The organism is Methanobrevibacter sp., from assembly GCF_030539665.1.
GTDB lineage: Archaea > Methanobacteriota > Methanobacteria > Methanobacteriales > Methanobacteriaceae > Methanocatella.
Window position 1 is genome coordinate 295,707 of sequence record NZ_JAUNXR010000001.1, and the last position, 23,568, is coordinate 319,274.

The following is a 23,568-nucleotide window of genomic DNA, read 5'->3' on the forward strand; positions in this document are numbered from 1 at the left end:
ATCGTCTCCTTATGCAAATTCACCATTCAGGAATCCTATTTTTGAGAATATAATATCTGGTGGTATTGGGAATAGGTAGAAATAGAATATTATTGCTGAAATTATAAGGACAGTAACAATTAAATAAATTCTATTGTCTTTTGAATAGAACCAACTGAATATTAATCCTCCAATAAGGAATAATGTTGCTATTATTAGGCCATAATATTCTTGAGGGTTGTCTTTAATTATCTGTTCTTGAATAGGTCCTTGTGAGCTTAATTCTCCTTCTATTATTAATCTATTAGCTGTGGATCCTATTGGATCACATGTTACCAAGAATAGTTTATGCCCTCCTTGCACAGTTGTTAGTTGGTAGTTTGCAGGCACTATCTCTTTATTTGTAACTGTGTATTTGAGTTCTCCAATTTCAGGCCATTCCACTACAAGTTCATCACCTTTATTTACCTGATCTAGCCTTAAAAATGGTGATCCCTGTAGCGTTCTATGTCCATAAAGCACAACATCTCCAGTATCTGGAGTATAAGTGTCAATCTGCCTATATACCCCTTGTGAAAGTGATATGTTATTTATTTTTTCCGATAGTCCAATTGCAGGAATTGTTATTACGGGAGAGTCAACATTACGTTCTGTTGTTATTTTCATTGAATAATAGTCAACTTCACCTAATGCATACAAACCTATTATTGCAATAACAATTATCAGAATGATTGTTGAAATTGTTGGTTTTTTCATAATATCTATATATTTAGTTCAATAATTATAATTATTTTTATTTTTCATATGTGTCTTTCAGTTCATTCACCATCCATGTTGGGGCATTGCTTGTAGGTATTGTCAAAATTATATTGTCCATGTTGTCTAAAACGTAATTCACTTTGTCATGGGGGACTTCCAATAGCAGCAGATACTGTGCATCAAGTTCTGCCAAATTTATTCCTCTTTCGCAGTTGGCTAATTTTACCCCGTAGTTTTTAAGGAGATTTAATGTTTGCCTTTCATTATATCCCCCAGCCAATGATCCCTTTATCATTTCAATTACATTTGCTGTGAATGTTTTTGTGTTTTCATTGGGATTTGTGTTGTTTCCTTTTACTAATGTCTGGGATGTTCCATATTCTGATTCTATTTCTCCACTTGCCTCACATCTCATTATTGAAACTACCGTGCATCCGCTAATTGCAAGGGAGCTGTCGTTTTCCAGATTTTGACTGTTGTTTAGGTTGTTTTGAGTATATATGTCCACTATGCTACCTACTGATATCAGTCCTGCTCCCGCCTGAAGGCGAGACAACAGTATTGGAACTGATATTGTATTCGGTTTTTTAAATTCAATATTTGACAGGATATTCGCTCCATTGTTATTTACAATGGTGAATGCATCTGAAATAGGCATTATTACTGTTTTATTGTCTTCCGTTTGATAAATGGCCATTGTTCTATTGAATTTGTCATGATTCTCATTAATGGCCTTTTTTTGAAATTCTCTCCAATCCTTTGTTGCCGGCCCCATTATGTTAATTGCATTTACTTCATGGGCACTTTTGGCTTTTTTGATTTGTTTTTCCAAGGTAAATGATTCAGTTGATGAAGCTAATGGGCCTTTATACAACGAATGGAGTTCATTCAGCTTTTCTGTTCGGGCTTCCTCCAGACTTTTTTGTGAAGGTTCATATATTAAAAAATAATAGCAGGATGTTATTAGGACAATTACAATCAGTGTTGTTATGGCTATTCCTATTTTCTTCTTTTTTTCATCTTCGCCGATGTCTGATGAGCTGCTCTTGAATATTTTTGAAAGTCTTTCATTTATTTTTTCAAAGATTTTCAAATCGTTTGTTATATTTTCCTCGTGTTCCTCTTTCAATCTTGGCCTATTCAATTCCTTTTGTTTTTGAATTTTTCTTTTTAGGCTTTCTGTGTTTTCTTCGTATTCATATGGATAAATGGAATCTTCAGGTATTTTATTGTTCATTTGATGACCTCTACTTATATAAATAAGTAGATGATTAGTGTTTATCTAAATAAATAACTTATTAAGCAATATAGGCATATAATTAATAAAAATAGTGCTGGAATATTAATATTGAATGCTATTAGTGGTAATTGCAATATCAAAAGGATAATTAGCACGGCTCCGATTCCAATTATTGTAAAATTATCTACTTTTTTGTATTTGAAATTGCTTATCATGAACAATGAAACGATTGTCATTAAGACTAATGCAATATAAATATTGAATGCTCCTGTCAGGTAATAACTAGCAAGTATTACGCTAATTCCAGGGATTGGAAATCCGATAAATCCTTTAAAATCGATATAATCGTTTATTGCATTATATCTTGTCAGTCTCAATACTCCACATGCTACCATTAGTACAGATACGATCAGTACAAGTATTTCTGGAGAATTTTGTATTGTTTTAGAGACGGAATAAAGGAATAATGCAGGGGCTACTCCAAATGATACCACGTCGGATAATGAATCAATATTTTTTCCAAATCCGTATTGGTCATTTCTATTAATTTTTCTTGCCACCCAACCATCTACAGAGTCAAACAAGAGTGAAAAAAACATAGCTGTAGCAGCATATTCAAAATAACCGTTCATTGATAATATTATGGATACAAATCCACTTATCATATTCAATAAGGATACAATATCTGATAATGCCATAAAGCTTGTTATTTTGGTGTTTTCTATTTTCATGTTTCGACCCATGGTAATACTTTTTTAGTTATTTATTATTAACTTTCTCTTGTCAATGAACTTAGTTTTTTCAATGTCTATTCTTAAGGTTTAGACAATATTTTTTTTAAAAAAATAAGACGATTGATTTGTTATAATATAATTTATGTTTGTTTAGAATATATTTATCGGCAGTTCTTATTAAACTTATTTTTTTTAATTTTTTTGCTTGTTTTTAATTTATTTTTAAACAAAGATAAAATATATATAATAATAATCAGTAATAATTAATTATTAGAACTTTAATGATGTTTTCTATAATTTTGGTTATTAACTAAAATAAGCTATAAATAGCAGTTATTTTATCATTTGTAGTAACATTGTTTGAGTATGAGATTATATATTAATATATTGTGAGTAGTTAAATGATAGAAGATAATATTCAGGCTCTTAGACGTCTTGCAAGAATTTCATCTGGAGATGATGATTTAGATGACCACATGTGGTGTATTATTGCAGGAAATGTTGAGTTGGTTGATGAAATTGCATATAAGGCTATTGCATCAAATCGTACTGTAAAAATATTATTTAGGGAGCATGTAATAATAAATGAAAATAAATTAAGCAAAAAATTTGATTTCATTATGTTATATGGAAAATCATTTAAAATTGATGAATTTAAGAAGTTTTGTGATGAAAAAGGAGGGGCATTTATCAGAATCTCCCATTCTCATCTAAAACAGGAATCCAATTTAATGGCATTCATCGCTCCTGAAAATGTTATAAAGGACACTGTCGCTTACTTGGGAAAATCTAAAATCCCACTTGATATTTTATCCGAATCTCAAACAACCGCATTTATTGATGTTGATGTAAGTGCTAATGTTAAGCTACCAAATTTCATTAAAAAGGCTTTAAAACCTATTTATAGTGCTGAAGATGTTGTATTGTCTACTGTTTTAGTATCTGCCAAAAATGATAGTGATGTTTTTAAAGTTCAGAGTGTAGCTACATCAAATAAAATTTTCGTTATAGATTTTAAAGATTTTAAAAATTTAAATATGGAGGCCACCAAATGAATATTTTCGGACGCGAGGAAGAAACTGAATTAAATAATAATCCTGAAACAAGAATTATTAGAAATAGCTTAGGAATAGATTTAGGTACTTTAAATACTGTTATTGCAAAACCAGCAGGAGACAAATTTGAATTGTATCAAATACCATCTGTTGTTGCAGTTAAAAAGGATGATCCATCAGAAGTCTTGGCTGTTGGTGAAGAAGCTAAAAAAATGCTTGGAAGAACTCCTGAAGACATTATTGCAGTTAGACCTTTGAAAAAAGGAGTAATTGAAAACGTAATGCAAGCACAAGCTTTACTTATTAAAGCAATGCAAATCGGAATTAATGAAGGAGAAACTGTGGGCAGGATTGTTATTGGTATTCCTGGAGATGCATCTGAGGTAGAAAAGAATGCTGCTGAAGAAATTGGTAGAAAAGCAGGTGCCGAATATGTTCGTGTAATTAGTGAAGGATTGGCTGCAGCTATTGGTGGAGGATTGCCTATTGCAGAGGCTCATGGAACTATGGTTGTTGATATTGGTGCTGGTTCCACAGATATTGTAATTATTTCTCTTGGTGGTATTAACGATATTGAAACCGTCAGATGTGGTGGAGATGATGTGGATAATAGGATTGTTGAATTAGTTGCTGAGAAATACGATGTAGCTATTGGTATTCATGATGCGGAAGCGGCTAAAATGGAAGTTGGTATGGTTCATTCCGGTGAACAATTCGAAAATTTAAGTTTTGAAGTCATCGGTAAGTCTCTTGAAACTAATAGGCCTAAAAAAGTAGTTATTGACTCAAATTTAGTGGCTGATGCTGCTGAACCTTATATTGAGCAAATAATTGATGGTTTAAATATTATCCTTGAAAGATTATCTCCTGAATTAATGGCTGGTGTTTACCACAATGCTATTGCTGTTGGAGGAAGTTCAGGTTTCCGTGGATTGAAAGAAAGAATTTATGAAGAAATTGGAATTCCTATTGAAATTTCCGATGATCCTATGACTGTTGTTGCAAAAGGAACAGCTATTGTTGCTGCTGAACCTTTAGCATTAGAACCTGACGTACGTATAAGAGCAATGAAATAATTATTATTTCATTTTTTACTTTTTTTTTGATATTTATGGAAATTCTTGGTGTAGATGAGGCAGGCAGGGGTTCTGTTCTCGGCCCGTTAGTTGTCGCAGGAGTAGTGGTTCCGGATAACATGTTAACCGTTCTTGAAAGAATGGGTGTTAAAGATTCTAAAAGGTTAACTCCCAATAGGAGATATGTTTTAGCTCGCAAACTTAAAAAAATGTTTCCATATGAGATAGTTGTTTTATCAGCTCGTGATATTGACAATTTAAGGGCAGAAGGCGTTAATCTTAATGAAATAGAAAAAAATGCGATGGCCGAGATTGTTTCAAGAATCAAACCTGAAAAGGCTATTGTTGATGCGGTGGATGTTAAGCCTGAACGTTTTCAAAACTTTTTGTGTGAGATGACTGGATGTGATGTTTTGGCAGAGCATAAGGCTGATGACAATTACATTCAGGTTAGTGCAGCATCTATCATTGCAAAGCAAACCCGTGATGAATACATTCAGGAAATCAATAAGGATTATAGGAAACTTGGGGGAATCGGTTCAGGATATCCTAGTGACCCAACAACCAAGAAGTTTTTAACCAATTTTACTTATGATGAAATGCCGGATTTTGTTAGAAGGTCATGGGCAACTGTTAAAAAAATGAAATAAAATCGATTTTTTCTCTTTTTTTTATAAATATTTAAGTATTTGAATTAATAAAATATTTTTATAGAGTTTTTTTAATTTATTAATTTTGAGGTTAATAATGATATTTGAATATTTTGCTCAATTTTTCGAAATGTTAATGGAAATATTCAGTCAGGGTGGTATAATTACCTATGTCATATTGTTTATAGGTATTTATGGTATTATCATTGCGGCTAGAAAAATCCATTATCTTAAAAAAATTAGTAAAGTTGATGCAACAGAGATTTTTGGTGTTGTAACTGCTTCTATGGAAAGAGGCGGAGCTGTTGAAGCGTTAAAACAATTAAATACTTATAAAAATCCAATTTCAAGAATTATATCTGAGACATTAAAAATTGGTTATAAAAATAAGATTGAAGTTGAAGAAAGTATTGAACAGATTTTTATTGTTGAAGTCAGTAAAATGACAAAAAATATCAATACTCTTAAAACCATTATTGAATTAGCTCCATTTTTAGGTCTTATCGGTACAGTTATTGGAATTTGGATGACTTTTAAAACATTGGGAGTAGGTGCGGATGCAACTGCAATGGCACAAGGTATTTATGTTGCTCTTATTACCACAATTATGGGATTGACCGTAGCTATTATTTTATTGCCAATTTTCACTTATATTCAAGGTTTAATTGACAATGAAATGGATAAAATTGAACTTGCTACAAAAATGACCAATTGGGGTTATGGAATTGCTAAGGTAAGAGTAGATGCAAATGTAGAATGTGCATTGGAAGCTTTGCAAAGAGCTGAAGGTGTTGTAAATACTAGAGCTATTTCAGATCCTTATGCTAACATTAAAGTTTCATTCAAACCAAGTATGTTGGATAAGAGTATTTCCAATGTTATTCTAGAGAAATGTAATGTTAATTCTGAAATAATTGAGAGTAAATTGAAACAGTAGGGGTTTTTATGGCAATTGATGTTAAATCATACAAAAAGAGAGTTTCAAGTCAAAAGCCAAACTTCAATTTGGTTCCATTTATCGATATTTTATTTACTCTTATGATTTTTTTAGTTGTTACAAGCAGTTTTGCACCTGCTAGCGATGTGGCAGCAACAGATCAGGATGGAGGCACTGGAAAACCAAACATGACTGACAGTAGTGGTGTAAAAGAGTATTATGTAGTTCCTGTAGCTAATTTGCATAAGGTTACAGTAAACGGTGAAGATATGTCTAGCATGATTAAGAATAATGCTATTGGTGTGCTGGCATCGGTCATGGATAAGGGTGAAGTTAATATTAAGCCTGGAGAAATCATTATCACAACTCCTGATGGTATCTCACCTCAGGAAGCTGTTCATGTTCCTAATTAATTAATGATGGGGATTTTATAAAATGAAATATACTGGGAGAATTTTATCAATTGGGATGAATGTTGATGGTAAACCTTTTGTAGCCTACAGGGTTTCAAGTAGGTCATTTCCAAATAGACAATGCCTTACTTTTGAAAATAGGGCAGCAATCGTTCCTAAAGAAGGTTTTGAAAAAGATATTTTTGAAAATACTTATATCACTTACAACTGTATTAGGATTGTAAATGGTGTAGCTATTGTATCTAATGGTTCACATACAGATGTGATTGCGGATAAGATACATGTTGGAATGAATATTAAAGATGCTATTGCATATTCTTTATTGACTATGGATTATGAGAAAGACGATTATCATACTCCAAGAATTGCAGGTGCTGTAACTTCCACCAATAATAAAGAGGAATATCAATGTTATATTGGAATTGCTAATGATGAAAAGTTATTGGTTGACAGGGTTCCGTATGGTGAGGCTGCTTTTATTTCAACTTATGGTTCACAGGATTATGATCATGTTGATTTTGAAGCTAAGGATTCCAAAGAAGCGGCTCAATACATATTCGATCAAGGTATCTTTGCAAATTATAAGAAACCAGTTACATCTGGTGCAGCTATTTTTGATGGAGAATGGACTATCGAGTCCCTTAATCCATAATTTTTTTTATTTTTTTTATTTTTAGTGTTGATTTTTATGACTATTGAATTAATTGGTCTTACTGAAATTCCTTTAGTTAAAAAGGATGATAATATTTCTGATTTAATTGAAGATTCTTTAAATAAACAGGATATTGATTTGGTGCATGGAGATATTCTATTAATAGCTGAAACTTTAATTTCTAAAGCTGAAGGTAATTTTATAGATTTGAATGAATTGGTTCCTTCAGATGAAGCGATTGAACTTGCTAAAAAATGTGGTAAGGATGTTCAACTTGTTGAAAGCATTCTTCAGGCTTCCAATGAGGTTGTCAAGGTCGGTCCTGATTTTATAATCACTGAAACAAAACATGGTTTTGTCTGTGCTAATGCAGGAATTGACGAGTCCAATGTTGATGATGATTTGGCTACTCCTATGCCGGACGATCCTGACAAATCAGCTCGTGAAATTAGAGAATCTCTGGAAGAAAAATATTCTACCGAAATTGCAGTTATCGTTACAGATACTCAGGGCAGGGCATTTAGGGTAGGTGCAATAGGCACTGCAATCGGTTGTAGTGGAATTTCTCCATTGTGGCGTAGAGTTGGAGATACTGATCTTTATGGTCGTGAACTTGAAACTACTGAAATAGCTACTGCCGATGAACTTGCGGCGGCTGCTTCTTTGATTATGGGTCAGGCTAATGAGGGTATTCCTGTTGTATTGTTGAGAGGTTTTGATAGTTTTGATTTACTTCGGGATGTTGATTCTGACATTTCCAAGCTATTGAGACCAAAGAAATTTGATGCATTTAGAAATTAGGTTGTTATTATGATTACTGTTTTATCTGGAGGTACTGGAACTCCTAAACTATTGCAAGGTATTAAAGAACTCGTTGATAATGATGAATTGAATATTATTGTTAATACATTGGAAAACGAGTATTTTTCTGGCGTTTATGTTTCTGCCGATATTGATACTGTACTGTATACTATGGCCGATATGATTAATGAGGAATTTTGGTATGGTGTTAGGGATGACACTTTCATAACTCATGAACGACTTAATGAAATTGGCACTCCAGAGTTGCTTAGAATAGGGGATATTGATAGAGCCACTAAAATACAGAAGACTCTATTGTTGGAAAACCATCCTTTGGATGAAGTTGTTAAAATCCAAGCAAGGAATATGGGTATTAAAGCTAATATTATGCCAATGAGTAATGAAAATTCTGATATTAAGATAGTAACCGATATCGGCGAATTGGAATTTCATGATTTTTTAATCAAGCATCAAAGCGAACCTGAAGTTTTAGATGTGGTTTTCAGTGAAGTTGCACCTGCTCCTGGAATTATTGAAGTAATCAAGAATTCCAAGGCGGTTATTATAGGTCCTTCAAATCCTATAACCTCAATTTTGCCAATTTTATCTTTGGATGGTGTTAGGGAAGCTCTTAAAGAAACGCATGTTGTTGCAGTTTCTCCTATAATCGGCAACGATTCTGTTTCAGGACCTGCAAGTAAGTTTATGAAAGCTTTGGGCATTCCAGTATCATCTGTTGGTGTTGCGTCACTATATAAGGATTTTTTAAATAATTTTGTAATTGATGATAAGGACAGCGATTTAAAAGAAGAAATAGAAAATTTCATTGATGAAGTTACTGTTACAAATACAATAATGAAAAATTTAGATGATAAGAAAAAGCTTTCTGAATTAATTTTAAATAATATATAAACTATATTTTTATATGTGTATTTTAATTTGGTGACATAATATGATACAAATGACTTTAATTCAAATTGATAACTATGGTCCATGGACTGTTACTCCAAGACCAAGAACTGAATCTGATCTTCAGATTTTACAAGCAGAACTTTATGCAGACATTCAAAGACAGGTTGCTGCTAGAAAAGGATTAGTATTTTATACAAGATTTGATAATTTACTTGCAATTACCAATGGTCTTAGCGTAGAGGATCATTTGAGAATACAAAGGTCCATTAGGAATAGATATCCAATTACTATTAGTATGGGAATTGGAGCTGCAGAAACTCCTCATGAAGCTCAAAAATTGGCTACTATTGCACTTCAGGAAAAAGGAGGAGCTCAATCCAGTGATAGGAAAGAAATCTTGGCAGTGGACAGCATTATTGAAGATCCTGAAGATTCATTTGTTCAAGTAGCTCATATTGATATTAACAGTGTTACAGAAACATTGACAGATATTGAATCTGCATTTGACACTAGTTTCATGGTTAATAAAACACAACATTACTTAATGACCAAATTAGTTAAAAAAGGCGCTTTATTATTCTTCATTGGTGGAGATAATTTTATGTCACCATGTAATGGATTATCAGAACAAGATATTGAAGATATCTTGGTTGAAATCGATGAGGAAATTGGAATCGGCCTTAAAGCAGGTATTGGAAGATCCGACAATGCCGAAGATTCTGCTTATATGGCTGATATTGGTCTTGAAGAAATCCGTGACAAAAACAATGAAATGTGGACTTGTGTTATCGATAAATTATAGGGGGAATTCTTATTAAAGTAGTTGCTCCAATGGCAGGGATTACTGATGCTGCTTTTCTAAATAAGGTAATTCCTTTTGGTTTTGATGTAGCTACTTTAGGAGGTTTCAATTTGGATGAGCCTACAATTGAAGCTTCTGGAAAAATCCTTGAAAGGGGAAGAAAGGAATTTCATTTCCCTAAAAATCTAATTTTTACTCATATTGCTAATGAGGCATCATCGATTAAGGATAAGAATGATGATGTTAAGGTTTCAGTTAATGTGCGTTCTACAACTCCCAATCCCATTATCAGATTAGATGAAATTGAAGATCTTGATATTATTGAGATAAATTGCCATTGCAGGCAACCTGAATTTCTGGAAATTGGCTGTGGTCAGAACATGCTTCAAAGAAATGATTTGGGGGAATTCATTTCAGAAGTTGTTGACAATGTTTCTAAGGAGGTTTCTGTTAAGATTCGGGCCAATGTTGTTGATGATTTGGCTGTCTGCAGAATTATCCAGGATTCCGGGGCGGATTATTTGCATGTGGATGCTATGAAGCCAGGTGTTTTTGATGCTGATTATGAACTTTTAACAAGATTATGTTCCAATTTGGATATTCCGGTCATTGGCAATAATTCAATTGATAGTGAAGAAAAAATAATTAAAATGTTAAATACAGGTATTTCTGGTTTTTCTATTGCAAGAGCGGTTATTTCAGGTAAACTGGACTTTAACATATCTGATTTTTAATTTGACTTATGATTAGCTTGATTTAGTTTATAAAAAGTCTAATAACAATGTTATATAATCTTCATTATTAGAAAGTATTATTAATGGATGTTTCTATAAATATATAGTAATTTATAATAAAGGTGATTTAATGGAATTCATAACTCTTAAAAATATTACAAAGAATTTTGGTGGAGTTGATGTTCTTAAAAATATTAATCTAGAAATCGAGGAAGGCCAAACATTAGGTATTTTGGGCCGTAGTGGTAGTGGAAAATCAGTTTTAATTAACATGCTTAGAGGTACATTGGACTATAAGCCTGATGAAGGTCAAGTAATTCTCAATCTTGCAGTATGTCCAGAATGTTTAGCAGTAGAATCCCCATCTCATGTTGGTGAAAAATGTGCTTGTGGCGGAACTTATGAGTCTCAAGTAGTGGACTTCTACAATTGTGATAGAAAACTATTCGCAAGCATAAAAAGAAGAATAGCTATCATGTTACAACGTAACTTTGCATTGTACGATGAGGAAACCGTAATCGAAAATGTAATGAGGGCTATGGGTGACGAAGGGGAATATGAAGAGAAACTCTACAGGGCTTTAGAACTTTTAGAAATGGTTCAAATGAATCATAGGATTACCCACATTGCTCGTGATTTAAGTGGAGGAGAAAAACAAAGGGTAGTTCTTGCAAGGCAATTGGCAAAAGCACCAATGTTGTTCCTAGCAGACGAACCTACAGGAACTTTGGATCCTCAAACTGCAAAAAAATTACACAATACATTAATCGAAGGGGTTAAAGATGAAGGAATTACAATGTTAATCACTTCTCATTGGCCTGAAGTTATGGTGGAGCTTGCAGATAAGGTAATTTGGTTAGATGAAGGTAAAATGATAGAGGAAGGTCCTGCTGATGAGGTAGTGGAAAACTTCATGAAAACAGTGCCTGTAACCGAAAAGGCTGAAAACCCTGAAATTGGTGAAGTTGAAATCAAAATCGATGACGTTAAAAAACATTACTTCTCAATTGAAAGAGGGGTTGTAAAAGCAGTAGATGGAATCGATTTGGAAATCCACAAGGGCGAAATCTTCGGTATAGTAGGTTTAAGTGGTGCTGGTAAAACCACTTTAAGTAGGATGCTTATAGGCCTTACAGAACCAAGTAGCGGCGAAATCGTAATTAAACTTGGTGACGAATGGATTGACATGACAAAAGTAGGTCCACTTAACAGAGGCCGTATCATGCCTTATTTAGGTTTATTACATCAAGAATATTCTTTATATCCTCACAGAACAATCATTGGAAATTTAACTGATGCTATTAGTCTTGATTTGCCTGCAGAATTTGCAAAGATTAAAGCTATTCATGTATTGACTGCTGTTGGATTTACTAATGATGCAGCTGCAGCATTGCTTGACAAATATCCTGACGAATTAAGTGTAGGGGAAAAACACAGGGTTGCTTTAGCACAAGTATTAATTAAAGAACCTAAAATCATTATTTTAGATGAACCGACAGGTACTATGGATCCAGTTACCAGAGTTATAGTATCAGATTCTATTTTAAGAGCACGTGAAGAATTAGATCAAACCTTTATTATTATTTCTCACGATATGGAATTCGTTCTTGATGTTTGTGATAGGGCAGCTATTATGAGAGGCGGAAAAGTATTGAACATTAGCAGTCCTGAAGAAATCGTTGAAATTTTAACTGCTGATGAAAAAGAAGGAATGTTCGGAAACAATTAAATTCCTTCAAATTTTCTTTTTCTTTTTTTATTTTTTATTTTTGTATCCTTTGCTCTTTTTTGTGTTAATATCATTAGCTTTAAATAAAAAAAACATTAATATATTAAAAAGTCAATAAATATTAATATTCTAAATTATTAGTTAATTATAGTTTTAAGTATAAATGGAGGAGAGTATTTGTCAAAACCAGATAATAATCAACAAGAATATAGAAGAGTAAGAACTCCAAAAAAGGGTGAGATTCCTGGAGTTGTTGAACAAATCATGGGACATGGAAAACTTAAGGTTAGATGTGCTGACGGAAATATAAGAATGACTAGAATCCCTGGAAAAATGAAAAAACGTATTTGGATTCGTGAAGGTGATGTAATCCTTGTAAAACCATGGGATTTCCAATCTGATGAAAAGGCAGATGTAATTTGGAGATACACAAAAACAGAATCTAACTGGCTTGAAAGAAAAGGTTACTTAAAAATGTAATCTAAATTTCTTTTTTTTATTTATACTGATTTTAATGGATCCTAAAATAGCTAAAGCAGATAAAAAAATTCAGGACATGAATGAGCGCAAAAGAAAAAAGGACAGCTCAGACAGGAAAGTAGGCAGCGAAATATTTGACAAGTCTACTTTGGAAACTCTTTATAAGCTAGCTAATCAGGGATATATTGATGTTCTTAATGGAGCAATTAGTACTGGAAAGGAAGCTAATGTTCTAAAAGGCATAGAAAAAAACGATAATATTGTGGCTGTTAAGATTTACAGAATAGCTACTTCTGATTTTAAAAAGATGAACTATTATATTGATGGGGATCCAAGATTCAATGTTAAGACAAAAAATAAACGTCAAATAATTTATAATTGGGTTAGTAAGGAGCTTAAGAACCTTACCAGACTGTATAATGCTGGTGTCAACGTTCCAAAACCAATTACTCATTCCAATAATGTTCTCATAATGGAGTTCATTGGTGATGATGAGGGCAATCCTTCAAACACAGTTAAAAATCAACCACCAAAAGATCCTGAAAGCTTCTTTAACCAACTGCTTGTCGAATTAAAACTTTTTGTAAATGATGCCAAATTGGTTCATGGTGATTTGTCTAATTTCAACATTCTCAATCACAACGAAAAACCTGTAATCATCGATGTTTCACAGTCTGTGGTTTTAGACAATCCTATTGCAAAGGAGCTATTCGAAAGGGATGTCAATACTCTTGTAAATGAATATAAGAGACTTGGTGTTGAAACAAGCTTCGATGAAGTTTATGAATATGTAAATCCTCATTTTTCATAGCTACTTTTTATTCAAATAAACTTTTACAATATGATTCACTAATTTTTTCATGGATGACCATTCTGGTTTGCTTATCTGATTTTTAAAAATGGAATCAATAATTTTCTCAGCGGTTTTTTCAGTAACCAATCCATTTTGGTATTGGTCTAGAACATGCAGAATCAGGGAAACGTATCCAACAAGCTCTGAATCTCTATTGGCTTTTCTCAATTCAATTAAGAACTCTTCCTTGTCGGGAATGTCATTATAGAACTCATTTATGTCAACATCGTATCTGGATAATCTGATAAGTGCATTGGATTGGTATGTGGGGGTTAGCCAAATCTGTTTCACCAATGATTCCTTAATCGATTTTATCACTGATTTGGCAATTAGCTCTCCGAGTTTTGAATGTTTGCCTGCATTTGATAAATGATTTTCCGAATTTGGTTCTGAAAAGATAGCTATTCCGTCAGTTCCAGTCCCTGTTGCAACCTTTGACGAATATCTGCTTGGGACAATCAGTTCCCTTAAAGCTACAGTTTTTGCTTCTGTTGCGGTCATCTCTGCCTGCAATAGGCAGGATTCATTTAATCTTGCATTTATGAGTATTATGGTATTTATCGTACCAATTTCCAAGTCAAATTCTCCATTTTCCTCGTAATAGCCTGCCGGATCTCCTGCTGCAACTGCATTTACATTGGTTCCGGCGGTTGAAATGGCAACGACTTCCAGTTTTCTAAATCTTTCAACAGCAATTCCGGCATTTTTCATTTTAGCCGATGTTATTAGTCCGCTTATGTTTTCCTCATTTAAATTAAACTCATCGGCCAGATTTTTAGTTAATCTGTTGAGGTAAACATTGATGTCAACTTCCCCACTTTCATTTTCATCAATATTTTTTTGGGAAAGCTGATGGTTAAAAACAGCCTGGAAATCTTCACTATAGCCTCCGTTTACCAGAGAGGTTATAATTCCATTTCTTTTATTTCTAAATTTAATTAAAATGGTATTGTCGGTTGAATAAATTTTGTCTCCATCGTTGAATTTTCTTGTTAGTTTAAATTTATTCATAATACCATTTTAGTTTTTTAATTTATTTAATTGGTTTGCAAAAACTTGGTTTTTGCACGTAGGAATATTTTCTTAAACCATTTGTAGAATATTACCAATAATACAGCGTTAGCAATCGCATGCAATAAATCGAAGAATGCGCTGGCTGCGAATAATGCGATAACTGAAGTTGCAGTTGGCACTATGTAGAATATTCCTGAAATGTCAGTTATCCATCCATATAGGAATCCCCATGCAAACCCGAATGCTGCTCTTGCAATTGTATTGTCCAATTTTGTAGTTATTAGTCCTGCAGTATAACCCATCAATCCCCATCCAATCATTTGGAATAGGGACCAATATCCGAGTCCTGTGAAAAGATCACTAACCAGTGCTGCGAGAGCCCCTACAAGGAATCCTTCGTTACGGCCATAGACAATACCTACCATTATCACAATGAACGAACAGGCCTGAACTCCAGGAACTGCAATGAATGCCAGACGACCTATTGTGGCAATAGCTACCAGAATAGCTATTAAGACAATTGATTCAACGCTTGGCTTTGATTTTTCATACATCTTAAATGCAACATATACGAATCCTAATATTATCGCTGCGGACAAGATTAGGGTTGTCATCATAATTGTATCCATAGTTATCACTCTCTATATTTTTTTATAAGTCCCATTTTTTGCGAACATCAGGTATTGTAACGCATTTTGGGCAGTAATTTTTCACCATTCTGTTGATGAATGTTGTGTAAAAGTTATTTTCTCTAAATATCGCTTTTGGGAATGTATCTATTTGAATGTCTTTGTCAAATAGCATCAAACAGCGTTCACAGTTATTTGCAACAAATGGCAAATCATGACTTGTCATTACTATTGTCATTCCATCTTTTCTAATCTCTTCGAAGATTTTTGCCAACTTTAAACTTGAAATCGGGTCCAATGCTTTCGTAGGTTCATCCAAAATTAGGATGTCAGTATCCTGAAGCATTGTTTTCATTATGACTATTTTCTGCTGTTCCCCACCACTACAATCATAGGGGTTGCGACTTAGCAGATTCCCTATTCCAAATAAATTTATTAGCTTTTCAAAGTTTAAACTGGAATTGTCATAGGTAATCTCATTCAATTCATTGTCTGTAATTAAGTCATAATCGTCAAGTTCCATGAGTTGTTCCCTATATTCGTCTGGAATATTGATTGAAGATATTAGCTCTTCTTTTACGGTATCCTTTGAAAAGTGAATCATTGGGTTTTGATAAACGAAACCGATTTTAAGGCCTTTTTTATATTTTATTTTTCCCTTGATTGGGTCTAATAGTCCGGCCATCAATTCTAATAATGTTGACTTTCCAGAGCCGTTTCCTCCGATTATGCTGATGTAATCGTTTTCATAAATTTCCAGATTTATGTTTTTAAGAACAAGGTTGTGTTTTTCGTATGCGAAGTACAGGCCATCTGCTTTTATAACATATGGTTTTTCTTTATCTACATCCATATTCCCATAATCATTTTCCAAATTTATTCCATTATCCTTCATTTTCATTAATTGGTCATGTATTAAATTGAGACATTTCCTACCTTCACGGATGGTTAATGGAACCTCGATTTCATTTAAAATAGGGTATTTTTTAGATAATAGGTTATATAATCTGCTTACTGATGGAAGGTAGTGAATAAATGTTTCGTCACTGAAGCTTTCTTTAGCTATTTCATATGGATTTCCGGAATATTCAATGGTTCCATCCTTCATAAAAACAAGTCTGTTGATGGATGAAAAGACATGGTCTGCCTTATGCTCGCTTAAAATAATTGAAATGGAAAACTCCTCGTTTAAACGATTTAAAATTGATATGAAATCATGGGTGGCTATTGGATCCAGCTGTGAAGTGGGTTCATCTAACAACAACACTTTAGGTCTTAATGTTAAAAGGGAACAGAGGTTTACAAGTTGCTTCTGCCCTCCGGAAAGTTCATTGACATTTTTATGCAAAATGTCATTAATTCCAAAGAAAGTAACGATTTCACTGACTCTATTGCGTATTTCGTCAGTTGGAAGTCCAATATTCTCAAGTGGAAATGCTATTTCCTGAATTACCGTGTCCATTACAAGCTGGCTGTCAGGATTTTGGAACAGATAGCCGATATCGCATGCGGAAGTCAATTCATCAAGATTGGAAATTTCAGTTCCATCATATTTTATTGTTCCACTTTTTTCACCGTTTGGAATCAATTCCTTTTTTAAGTTGCTTAATAATGTGGTTTTTCCGCATCCTGAAGGTCCGCATAACAGGATAAAGTCACCTTCCTCAACTTCTAAATTAATATTTTTTAGGCATTTTTTCGCTTTGCCCTCTTCATCGATATAAGAAAAATCAAAATCTTTAATTTCTATCTGTGCCATATCCACACCTCCTCAAGCTCTAAATAAATTAAAGGTAATAAAAATACTATGAATGCAAAATAGTAGATATTTAGTGGAAAATCATTCCATGAAAAGTTCATTTTTGGATAGATTGAAATATATCCGTTTCCATAAATTAGTCCATAAATCAGGACAGTTAATGTTATGGCCATTAACAAAATAAAACAATAATCTGCTTTGTTCATTGTATATTTCAGGTAACTGGTTCTTTTTGAACTTAGATAGCCTCTGGCTTTCATGGATTTTGCTGTAAGCATTGCCTCTTCTAGAGACCAGGCTACAGTCACTCCCATAATGTTTCCAACTTTTTTTATTCTTTCTTTTAATTTGTCGAATTTGGAATTTTCTCCTGTTTTGTCTTTTTCTTCTAATTTCATTAAATTGCTGACTTCTACTGTTCTTTTTTCAAGAAGCGGGATGAATCTTAATGCCATCACTAAAATCATTGAGATTATTGGAAATTTTTTAGATAAAATATAGAGCATTTCCTGGTATGAAACCATCTGGTTGTAGGAATTCAGTGTTAGCAATATAAGGAAAAATGATCCAGCCATTATGAATCCGTATGAAACTGCTTCAATTGTAATAAAATAGCTTCCCCAAATATAAATTCTATTGTCTCCAGTGTAATTGAATAAAAAATTCAGGACCACTATAAAAATTCCGATGGGAATGAATATTTTTATCTGATTTAATATGTCTTTTTTCCCACCTTGGAGATAGATTAGTAATAATATCATTAAAATAAACGTTATCATATAATAAGGATTTGTAAAAACAAACGAAAACACGGCTAATAATACATAATATGCTATTAAAATTCCAGGATGTATTTCCGTCAATTCCATTTTCTCATCTCCTAGTGTCTTTATTATTAAAAGTATTATTCAACATATTTAAAGTTTTCTTTAAAAAAATTAAAATCAATTTGTAAATTTTCATGTATTTCTAAAGGTTTGTCGATAAAATGAGGATGGGTGTGGATGTGTGGAAAACTTTATAACAATTAATATTAATATAAAGATTGAAAAATAAAAGTAGAGGTGGAAAAATGCCCGAAACAGATTATGTAAAAATTCCTCAAAAAAGGATTGGAGCATTAATAGGTAAAAATGGAGAAGTTAAAAAAGCTATTGAAGATGCAACAGGAACCTATATTGACATTGACAGTGAAGACGGAATAGTTGACATTTCTCCAAAAAAAGATATGGAAGATCCATTAGGTGTTTGGAATGCTAATCATATTGTAAAGGCGATTGCCAGAGGATTTAATCCTGACGTTGCAATAAAATTAGTGGATGATGACATCTATCTTGAAATTATTCAATTGCCTTTGCTTGTTGGCAAATCCAAAAATGCCCTTGCAAGATATAAAGGCAGGATAATCGGAAAAGATGGTAAAACACGTGAGATTATTATGGATATGGCAGAAGTTGATATGGCAGTATATGGTAAAACCGTTTCCTTCATCGGAAAAATAGAAAATATCATGATTGCTAAAGAGGCTGTTGAAATGATAATCAATGGTTCTAGACATAAATCAGTTTATAGCTTTTTAGAACAAAAACAACACGAGCTTAAAGTAAAAGAATTTAAAACAATCGTAGGAATCGACGAAGATAAGATTGAATATCGTGACGATTTCTTGGAAGATGAAAAAGAGTCTGATTAATCAGATTCTTTTTTTTGGATTTTTTGTCTACTTTTTACACATATTTTGTAGTTTTTAAAATTAAAATGAAAACATTTATATACTTGGTTGTTCATCTTTAATTTGAGGTGAAAAATATGCATGGATTATTATATAATGTAAAAAGTGACATAGAAAAATACGATGGGGCTGACATTCAGCTAAGATTAAAAATATTCTTTAACGATCCGGATAAAGAATGGGATGACAACATCGCAAATGCTTTCTTCGAGAATGACTACAAAAGAGGTTCTCCTGAAGATGTAAAAGGAGAATGTGATTGTGTAGATTCTGCTATCTACAATGAGTTCTACGCAAACCTTCAAAAATTAGCTGACTCTGGAATTATCTATTCCCAAGCTGCTGATTTAGATGTTGGTGGAATCATCAGATATACTGAAGAAGGTGTAATTGTAACCTGTGAAGCAGAAATTACAGATTAAATTTGTAGCATTTTTCTAAAATGTTACATTTTTTCTTTTTTAAAATCAATCTCTTATATTTATTAAATTTAGTTTGTATAAAAAACATTTGTGTATAATATTTACATGAACTGTAGTTATTACATGGATATGTAATTTTTTTTTATTGTTGTTTTTTCTTAATTTTTTTTCGATAAAAATTTATATACTTTGATAGACATATATACATATGTTAAAATAAGTATAGTATTTTCTCACATTTTTTTATTTTGAGTTTTCAATATTACTTTTTAAATGCTCTCAGATTTTATTTAAATACTATATTTTAAAGACTTTAATTATATTATCTTAAAAATTATTAGGGGGAAGATTTTGTCTCAACAAGCGCATGAACTCTTTGACAATTTTCAACAATTGACTCCATCAGAGTTTTTTAGAAAAAACAAACAAATGTTAGGATTTACAGGTAAGATTAGATCATTAACTATTGTTTTCCACGAATTGATTACAAATAGTTTTGATGCTGCTGAAGAAGCAGGAATATTGCCTGAATTAAATATCGAACTAAAAAGAGTAGATAAAGATCATTATATTCTCAGACATTCTGATAATGGTCCTGGAATTCCTGAAGACTATGTGATGCAGGTATATTGTAGTATGTTTGCAGGTTCTAAATTCAGAAACATCCAATCCAGAGGACAACAAGGTTTAGGTTGTAGTGGTTGTGTACTTCTTTCACAGATGACAACAGGTGAACCTGCAAGGGTTATCTCTTGTTATGAGGAAGGGGATGAACTTAAAGGAGTTAAAATGAAGTTCAAAATGGATGTAAAACAGAATAAAGGTTTATTAATGGAAAAAGAGTACATTAAACCGGAACACACTGGCGTTTGCATCGAACTTCACTTTAAGGATGTTTCATATTCAATGGCTGAACAAGGAGCTTTTGAATACATTAGAAGAACAATGATTGGAAACCCTCATGCAAAAATTACTTTTAAAGACCCAACAGGACATAAGTATATCTTCAAAAGAGCAGCGGATATTGTCCCAATTTTGCCAAAAGAAGTTTTACCTCATCCAAAAGGGGTAAGTGCTGATGATATATTGTTCATGGCAAAGCATACTGACAAAAGAAGATATAAAAGCATGTTGACCAGTTCCCTTTCAAGAATGTCCAACAAAAGAATAAAAGAAATTGAGGAACTTACTGGCGTAGATATGAATAAGCGTCCTAAAAACATGAAATGGGCTGAAGCAGAAGCTATTGTAAATGCTTTCAGTGAAATGAAATTTATGGCTCCACCAACTGACGGATTGATACCAATCGGTTCTGAACAAATAGAAAAGGGTATGAAACAAATTCTAAAGCCGGAATTTGTAGCAACCCTTACAAGAAAACCTGTAACATATAGGGGAGGTGTATCCTTCATTATTGAAGCAGGAATTGCATATGGTGGGGATGCTGGAAGAATTGTAAACGATCAAAAGAAATCTGAAATTATGAGGTTTGCAAACAGGGTTCCACTAACTTTCGATCAAGGAAGCTGTGCAATTACTGAAGCTTTAAAAAGTATTGATTGGAAACGTTACGGTCTTAAAGACTTAGACAGCACTCCAATGACTTTGTTCATCAATATTATTTCAACACAAGTCCCATATCTTTCCACTGGAAAGCAAAGTGTTTCTCCAGAACCTGAGATTGTTCAGGAAATCAGACAAGCTACAATGAAATTGGCTCGTCAACTTCAAAAGCATTTAAGAAGGAAAAAGGCAGCTAAAGAAAAAGAAATGCGTTCAAAAGTATTTGAAGATTATGTTCCAATTATTATCGAAGAGGCTGCAAAACTTGGTGAAGTTAGTTTACCACCACAACAGGACATTCAGGATGTTTTATCCAAGGTAACTAAAAGGTCTCTTGCTGAATTGCTTGGTGAGAAAGTTGAAGATGATGATGAAGAACTTATTGAAGAAGATGCATTGATCATGGAAGAATTGGATGAATATGGTTATGCGGTTGATGATGAAAATAGTTCTTTAAATAAATCAATGGAAGAAGAGGAATTTGAATAGGGGGAATTAAATGGCAGATGAAAAAACACAGGAAAAGTCTCATAAAGAGATGAGAAAAGAATATACTTACAACAAATTGAAAAATTTAGGTGAGGATATTGTAGAAGAAATAGCTAAAAAGCAAGTCCCTGCCGTTAAAGTTCCATCAAGAGGAACTTCCAACATTGTTTATGATGATGCTAAAAGATATTACGTTCTTGGAGACAGATATGGTAAAAGGTCTCTTGGTAATGTAAAACAAATCAGAAAATTAGGCCAGATGGTTTATGTGGCTAATTTCTGTAAGGATTTAGTTCAAAGAGAAAAAACCGCAACTATCAGGGAAATGTATTATGTTTCTGAAGGTTGGGGAATAAGTTTCAAAACACAACAGGAATCCAACATTGTTGGTGAGGACCTTGAAGTAACTCTCGGTACTACTCGTGAGGATTTGGGTTTAATGCCTGAGGAAGATGGGGCTTCTGTTTATGGTGACATTACATTAAAAGACAGTGATGTTGAAATTAATGCATTAAAGGCAGGAAAATCAGGTTATACAATTTCACCAACCATTGATCAGGTTGAATTTTTAGATCATAATGTTGAACGTGTTATTGCTGTAGAAACTATGGGAATGTTCCATAGGATGGTTCAGGAAAAAGCTTATGATAGGTTTAATACTTTGATTGTAGGTTTAAAAGGGCAAGCGGCACGTGCTACAAGAAGATTTATCAAAAGGGTTAATGAAGAATTTAATTTGCCAGTTTATATCTGTAACGACGGAGACCCATGGGGATTCCACATTGCACAGGTTATTATTTCTGGAAGTGCTAAATTAGCTCACGTAAATCATGATTTAGCTACTCCTGATGCTAGATTTATGGGAGTAACTGCAAGTGATATTGTCAATTACGATTTACCAACCGATAAACTTAAAGATGTTGACGTAATGAGATTAAAAGAACTTGCAAAAGACCCAAGGTATAAAAATGATTTCTGGCAAAGTGAAATTAAGAAAATGCTTAAGATTGGTAAAAAGGCAGAACAGCAATCATTTTCCAAATATGGTCTTGAGTATGTAGTAGATACCTACTTCCCGGAAAAATTGGAAGCTATGGAAAACTAATTTCCTTGCTTTTTTCTATTTTTTTTTATTTTTTTAATACAATATTATTATTTTATTTTCATTTTTCCTTTGATTTGTTCATTTTTAATAATTTTGTTCAATTATTTATTATTTATTTATAAATGCCGTTTTTCAAAACTGGATTTTTTTTAAACCAATATACATAAATATTTAATAAAAGAAATATTTATTCATCTGAATTTATTTTAGATATATCAAAAATTTTGAGTGTGTTTATGAACAAAAAAATTAAATATATTTTTCTTGGTTTCATAATTTGTACAATAGCTGTTGTTTGCTTAAATGCAAATCTATTAACATCTGAAGATAATGGGGGAACTTTAATCGTAGGTTTTGATTCAGAATTTCCACCATATGGTTTTATAGATGATAATGGAGAATATGCTGGTTTTGATTTAGATTTAGCTCAAGAAGTTTGTGATAGAAACAATTGGACATTAATTAAACAGCCAATTGATTGGGATGCAAAGGATACTGAGTTAAATTCTGGTACCATCGATTGTATTTGGAGTGGTTTTACCATTAATGGTAGGGAATCTCAATACACTTGGTCTGATCCTTATATTGACAACAAGCAGGTGATTGTCGTTAAGAAAGATTCTGGAATTAATACGCTTGGTGATTTAAGCGGTAAGATTGTAGAAACACAAAGGGATTCATCTGCTCTTGCAGCTTTAGAAGGCGATCAAAAACCATTGGCAGATACATTTGAAAAATTAACACAAATTGCGGACTACAATACTGGATTTATGGATTTGGATTCAGGTGCGTGTGATGCAGTTGCAATGGATTTAGGTGTAGCGCAATATAATATTAACTCCAAAGAAGATGGGAATAAATATATTATTTTAGATGAGGAAATCTCATCAGAGCAGTATGCTATTGGATTTATGAAAGGAAATGTAGAACTTAGAGATCAAGTTCAAAAAACATTGGATGAAATGTTTAAAGATGGAACAGTAGCAAAAATAGCTGAAAAATATTCAGATTATGGTGTTCCAGGATCTCTTGTAAAGAAATGAAATTAA

General features: G+C 32.9%; 25 protein-coding genes. 18 read left to right on the top strand and 7 right to left on the bottom strand.

Features of this window, described 5'->3' with window-relative positions; translation table 11 throughout:
• Positions 1–9: 9 nt before the first annotated feature.
• The 3 genes from Q4P18_RS01405 to Q4P18_RS01415 are packed head-to-tail and all read right to left on the bottom strand — an operon-like array spanning position 10 to position 2,721.
• A complete protein-coding gene (locus Q4P18_RS01405; protein ID WP_303334739.1) occupies positions 10–735 on the bottom strand; it encodes a class E sortase in 726 nt (241 codons plus the stop codon).
• Positions 736–772: 37 nt separating this feature from the next.
• A complete protein-coding gene (locus Q4P18_RS01410) occupies positions 773–1,975 on the bottom strand; it encodes a DUF515 domain-containing protein (RefSeq protein WP_303334741.1) in 1,203 nt (400 codons plus the stop codon).
• A gap of 41 nt (positions 1,976–2,016) precedes the next feature.
• Entirely contained in the window at positions 2,017–2,721 is a 705-nt protein-coding gene (locus Q4P18_RS01415; protein ID WP_303334743.1) for an archaetidylserine synthase, read from the bottom strand.
• A gap of 392 nt (positions 2,722–3,113) precedes the next feature.
• Here Q4P18_RS01415 and Q4P18_RS01420 point away from each other — a divergent pair, with 392 nt between their 5' ends.
• The 13 genes from Q4P18_RS01420 to Q4P18_RS01480 all read left to right on the top strand — a co-directional run bounded on the left by Q4P18_RS01420 (position 3,114) and on the right by Q4P18_RS01480 (position 13,764).
• Positions 3,114–3,767, top strand: a complete 654-nt coding sequence (locus Q4P18_RS01420) for a hypothetical protein (protein ID WP_303334745.1) — start codon at positions 3,114–3,116, stop codon at positions 3,765–3,767.
• Positions 3,764–4,843 carry a rod shape-determining protein gene (locus Q4P18_RS01425; protein ID WP_303334747.1) on the top strand — a complete coding sequence of 360 codons (1,080 nt, stop codon included), beginning with the start codon at positions 3,764–3,766 and terminating at the stop codon, positions 4,841–4,843. The genes Q4P18_RS01420 and Q4P18_RS01425 overlap by 4 nt, the downstream gene beginning before the upstream one ends.
• A 35-nt stretch (positions 4,844–4,878) precedes the next feature.
• Complete coding sequence (gene rnhB / locus Q4P18_RS01430) at positions 4,879–5,493, top strand: ribonuclease HII (RefSeq protein WP_303334749.1); 615 nt, start codon at positions 4,879–4,881, stop codon at positions 5,491–5,493.
• Positions 5,494–5,590: 97 nt separating this feature from the next.
• Positions 5,591–6,430, top strand: a complete 840-nt coding sequence (locus tag Q4P18_RS01435) for a MotA/TolQ/ExbB proton channel family protein (RefSeq protein WP_303334752.1) — start codon at positions 5,591–5,593, stop codon at positions 6,428–6,430.
• An 8-nt stretch (positions 6,431–6,438) separates the two neighbouring features.
• Positions 6,439–6,843 (top strand): biopolymer transporter ExbD, encoded by a 405-nt coding sequence (locus tag Q4P18_RS01440; protein ID WP_303334754.1) that lies wholly within the window; start codon positions 6,439–6,441, stop codon positions 6,841–6,843.
• 22 nt (positions 6,844–6,865) lie between these two features.
• Positions 6,866–7,495: an IMP cyclohydrolase gene (locus tag Q4P18_RS01445; RefSeq protein ID WP_303334756.1), complete on the top strand. Its 630-nt coding sequence runs from the start codon at positions 6,866–6,868 to the stop codon at positions 7,493–7,495.
• Positions 7,496–7,522: 27 nt separating this feature from the next.
• Positions 7,523–8,296 (top strand): coenzyme F420-0:L-glutamate ligase, encoded by a 774-nt coding sequence (locus Q4P18_RS01450; protein WP_303334758.1) that lies wholly within the window; start codon positions 7,523–7,525, stop codon positions 8,294–8,296.
• Positions 8,297–8,305: 9 nt separating this feature from the next.
• Positions 8,306–9,208, top strand: coding sequence for a 2-phospho-L-lactate transferase (gene cofD, locus Q4P18_RS01455; RefSeq protein ID WP_303334761.1), 903 nt, complete (start codon positions 8,306–8,308; stop codon positions 9,206–9,208).
• Between the two features lie 40 nt (positions 9,209–9,248).
• A complete protein-coding gene (locus Q4P18_RS01460; RefSeq protein WP_303334763.1) occupies positions 9,249–10,010 on the top strand; it encodes a GTP cyclohydrolase III in 762 nt (253 codons plus the stop codon).
• 29 nt (positions 10,011–10,039) lie between these two features.
• On the top strand, positions 10,040–10,744 hold the full coding sequence (locus tag Q4P18_RS01465; protein WP_303334765.1) for an MJ0144 family RNA dihydrouridine synthase-like protein: 705 nt from the start codon (positions 10,040–10,042) through the stop codon (positions 10,742–10,744).
• Positions 10,745–10,874: 130 nt separating this feature from the next.
• Positions 10,875–12,473: a methyl coenzyme M reductase system, component A2 gene (gene atwA, locus Q4P18_RS01470; RefSeq protein WP_303334769.1), complete on the top strand. Its 1,599-nt coding sequence runs from the start codon at positions 10,875–10,877 to the stop codon at positions 12,471–12,473.
• A gap of 177 nt (positions 12,474–12,650) precedes the next feature.
• Positions 12,651–12,953, top strand: a complete 303-nt coding sequence (eif1A, locus tag Q4P18_RS01475; protein ID WP_303334772.1) for a translation initiation factor eIF-1A — start codon at positions 12,651–12,653, stop codon at positions 12,951–12,953.
• A 34-nt stretch (positions 12,954–12,987) separates the two neighbouring features.
• Positions 12,988–13,764 (top strand): serine protein kinase RIO, encoded by a 777-nt coding sequence (locus Q4P18_RS01480; protein WP_303334774.1) that lies wholly within the window; start codon positions 12,988–12,990, stop codon positions 13,762–13,764.
• On the opposite strand, the gene Q4P18_RS01485 is transcribed toward Q4P18_RS01480, so the two are convergent.
• Genes Q4P18_RS01485 through Q4P18_RS01500 form a run of 4 tightly spaced genes read right to left on the bottom strand, consistent with a single transcriptional unit; the run spans position 13,765 to position 18,077 of the window.
• Complete coding sequence (locus tag Q4P18_RS01485) at positions 13,765–14,817, bottom strand: adenosylcobinamide amidohydrolase (RefSeq protein WP_303334776.1); 1,053 nt, start codon at positions 14,815–14,817, stop codon at positions 13,765–13,767.
• A gap of 26 nt (positions 14,818–14,843) precedes the next feature.
• Positions 14,844–15,449 (bottom strand): ECF transporter S component, encoded by a 606-nt coding sequence (locus Q4P18_RS01490; RefSeq protein WP_303334779.1) that lies wholly within the window; start codon positions 15,447–15,449, stop codon positions 14,844–14,846.
• A 22-nt stretch (positions 15,450–15,471) separates the two neighbouring features.
• A complete protein-coding gene (locus Q4P18_RS01495) occupies positions 15,472–17,208 on the bottom strand; it encodes an ABC transporter ATP-binding protein (RefSeq protein WP_303334781.1) in 1,737 nt (578 codons plus the stop codon).
• The gene (locus tag Q4P18_RS01500) at positions 17,196–18,077 is read right to left on the bottom strand and encodes an energy-coupling factor transporter transmembrane component T (RefSeq protein ID WP_303334783.1); all 882 of its coding nucleotides are present in this window, start codon (positions 18,075–18,077) and stop codon (positions 17,196–17,198) included. Before Q4P18_RS01500 ends, Q4P18_RS01495 begins: the two co-directional genes overlap by 13 nt.
• Positions 18,078–18,280: 203 nt before the next feature.
• Here Q4P18_RS01500 and Q4P18_RS01505 point away from each other — a divergent pair, with 203 nt between their 5' ends.
• From Q4P18_RS01505 to Q4P18_RS01525, 5 genes are all read left to right on the top strand, one after another.
• Complete coding sequence (locus tag Q4P18_RS01505) at positions 18,281–18,901, top strand: KH domain-containing protein (protein WP_303334785.1); 621 nt, start codon at positions 18,281–18,283, stop codon at positions 18,899–18,901.
• A 116-nt stretch (positions 18,902–19,017) separates the two neighbouring features.
• On the top strand, positions 19,018–19,362 hold the full coding sequence (locus tag Q4P18_RS01510) for a hypothetical protein (protein WP_303334787.1): 345 nt from the start codon (positions 19,018–19,020) through the stop codon (positions 19,360–19,362).
• 351 nt (positions 19,363–19,713) lie between these two features.
• The gene (gene top6B / locus Q4P18_RS01515) at positions 19,714–21,414 is read left to right on the top strand and encodes a DNA topoisomerase VI subunit B (RefSeq protein WP_303334789.1); all 1,701 of its coding nucleotides are present in this window, start codon (positions 19,714–19,716) and stop codon (positions 21,412–21,414) included.
• A 10-nt stretch (positions 21,415–21,424) separates the two neighbouring features.
• Positions 21,425–22,519: a DNA topoisomerase IV subunit A gene (locus tag Q4P18_RS01520; protein ID WP_303334791.1), complete on the top strand. Its 1,095-nt coding sequence runs from the start codon at positions 21,425–21,427 to the stop codon at positions 22,517–22,519.
• A gap of 236 nt (positions 22,520–22,755) precedes the next feature.
• Positions 22,756–23,562 carry an amino acid ABC transporter substrate-binding protein gene (locus tag Q4P18_RS01525; protein ID WP_303334793.1) on the top strand — a complete coding sequence of 269 codons (807 nt, stop codon included), beginning with the start codon at positions 22,756–22,758 and terminating at the stop codon, positions 23,560–23,562.
• The last annotated feature ends 6 nt before the right edge of the window (positions 23,563–23,568 follow it).

What these genes read in the sequence shown, in the direction of transcription:
- Q4P18_RS01405 (WP_303334739.1), bottom strand. Translation starts at nt 735, where the DNA reads ATGAAAAAACCAACAATTTCAACAATCATTCTGATAATTGTTATTGCA.
- Q4P18_RS01410 (WP_303334741.1), bottom strand. Translation starts at nt 1,975, where the DNA reads ATGAACAATAAAATACCTGAAGATTCCATTTATCCATATGAATACGAA.
- Q4P18_RS01415 (WP_303334743.1), bottom strand. Translation starts at nt 2,721, where the DNA reads ATGGGTCGAAACATGAAAATAGAAAACACCAAAATAACAAGCTTTATG.
- Q4P18_RS01420 (WP_303334745.1), top strand. Translation starts at nt 3,114, where the DNA reads ATGATAGAAGATAATATTCAGGCTCTTAGACGTCTTGCAAGAATTTCA.
- Q4P18_RS01425 (WP_303334747.1), top strand. Translation starts at nt 3,764, where the DNA reads ATGAATATTTTCGGACGCGAGGAAGAAACTGAATTAAATAATAATCCT.
- rnhB (WP_303334749.1), top strand. Translation starts at nt 4,879, where the DNA reads ATGGAAATTCTTGGTGTAGATGAGGCAGGCAGGGGTTCTGTTCTCGGC.
- Q4P18_RS01435 (WP_303334752.1), top strand. Translation starts at nt 5,591, where the DNA reads ATGATATTTGAATATTTTGCTCAATTTTTCGAAATGTTAATGGAAATA.
- Q4P18_RS01440 (WP_303334754.1), top strand. Translation starts at nt 6,439, where the DNA reads ATGGCAATTGATGTTAAATCATACAAAAAGAGAGTTTCAAGTCAAAAG.
- Q4P18_RS01445 (WP_303334756.1), top strand. Translation starts at nt 6,866, where the DNA reads ATGAAATATACTGGGAGAATTTTATCAATTGGGATGAATGTTGATGGT.
- cofD (WP_303334761.1), top strand. Translation starts at nt 8,306, where the DNA reads ATGATTACTGTTTTATCTGGAGGTACTGGAACTCCTAAACTATTGCAA.
- Q4P18_RS01460 (WP_303334763.1), top strand. Translation starts at nt 9,249, where the DNA reads ATGATACAAATGACTTTAATTCAAATTGATAACTATGGTCCATGGACT.
- Q4P18_RS01465 (WP_303334765.1), top strand. Translation starts at nt 10,040, where the DNA reads ATGGCAGGGATTACTGATGCTGCTTTTCTAAATAAGGTAATTCCTTTT.
- atwA (WP_303334769.1), top strand. Translation starts at nt 10,875, where the DNA reads ATGGAATTCATAACTCTTAAAAATATTACAAAGAATTTTGGTGGAGTT.
- Q4P18_RS01480 (WP_303334774.1), top strand. Translation starts at nt 12,988, where the DNA reads ATGGATCCTAAAATAGCTAAAGCAGATAAAAAAATTCAGGACATGAAT.
- Q4P18_RS01485 (WP_303334776.1), bottom strand. Translation starts at nt 14,817, where the DNA reads ATGAATAAATTTAAACTAACAAGAAAATTCAACGATGGAGACAAAATT.
- Q4P18_RS01490 (WP_303334779.1), bottom strand. Translation starts at nt 15,449, where the DNA reads ATGGATACAATTATGATGACAACCCTAATCTTGTCCGCAGCGATAATA.
- Q4P18_RS01495 (WP_303334781.1), bottom strand. Translation starts at nt 17,208, where the DNA reads ATGGCACAGATAGAAATTAAAGATTTTGATTTTTCTTATATCGATGAA.
- Q4P18_RS01500 (WP_303334783.1), bottom strand. Translation starts at nt 18,077, where the DNA reads ATGGAATTGACGGAAATACATCCTGGAATTTTAATAGCATATTATGTA.
- Q4P18_RS01505 (WP_303334785.1), top strand. Translation starts at nt 18,281, where the DNA reads ATGCCCGAAACAGATTATGTAAAAATTCCTCAAAAAAGGATTGGAGCA.
- Q4P18_RS01510 (WP_303334787.1), top strand. Translation starts at nt 19,018, where the DNA reads ATGCATGGATTATTATATAATGTAAAAAGTGACATAGAAAAATACGAT.
- Q4P18_RS01520 (WP_303334791.1), top strand. Translation starts at nt 21,425, where the DNA reads ATGGCAGATGAAAAAACACAGGAAAAGTCTCATAAAGAGATGAGAAAA.
- Q4P18_RS01525 (WP_303334793.1), top strand. Translation starts at nt 22,756, where the DNA reads ATGAACAAAAAAATTAAATATATTTTTCTTGGTTTCATAATTTGTACA.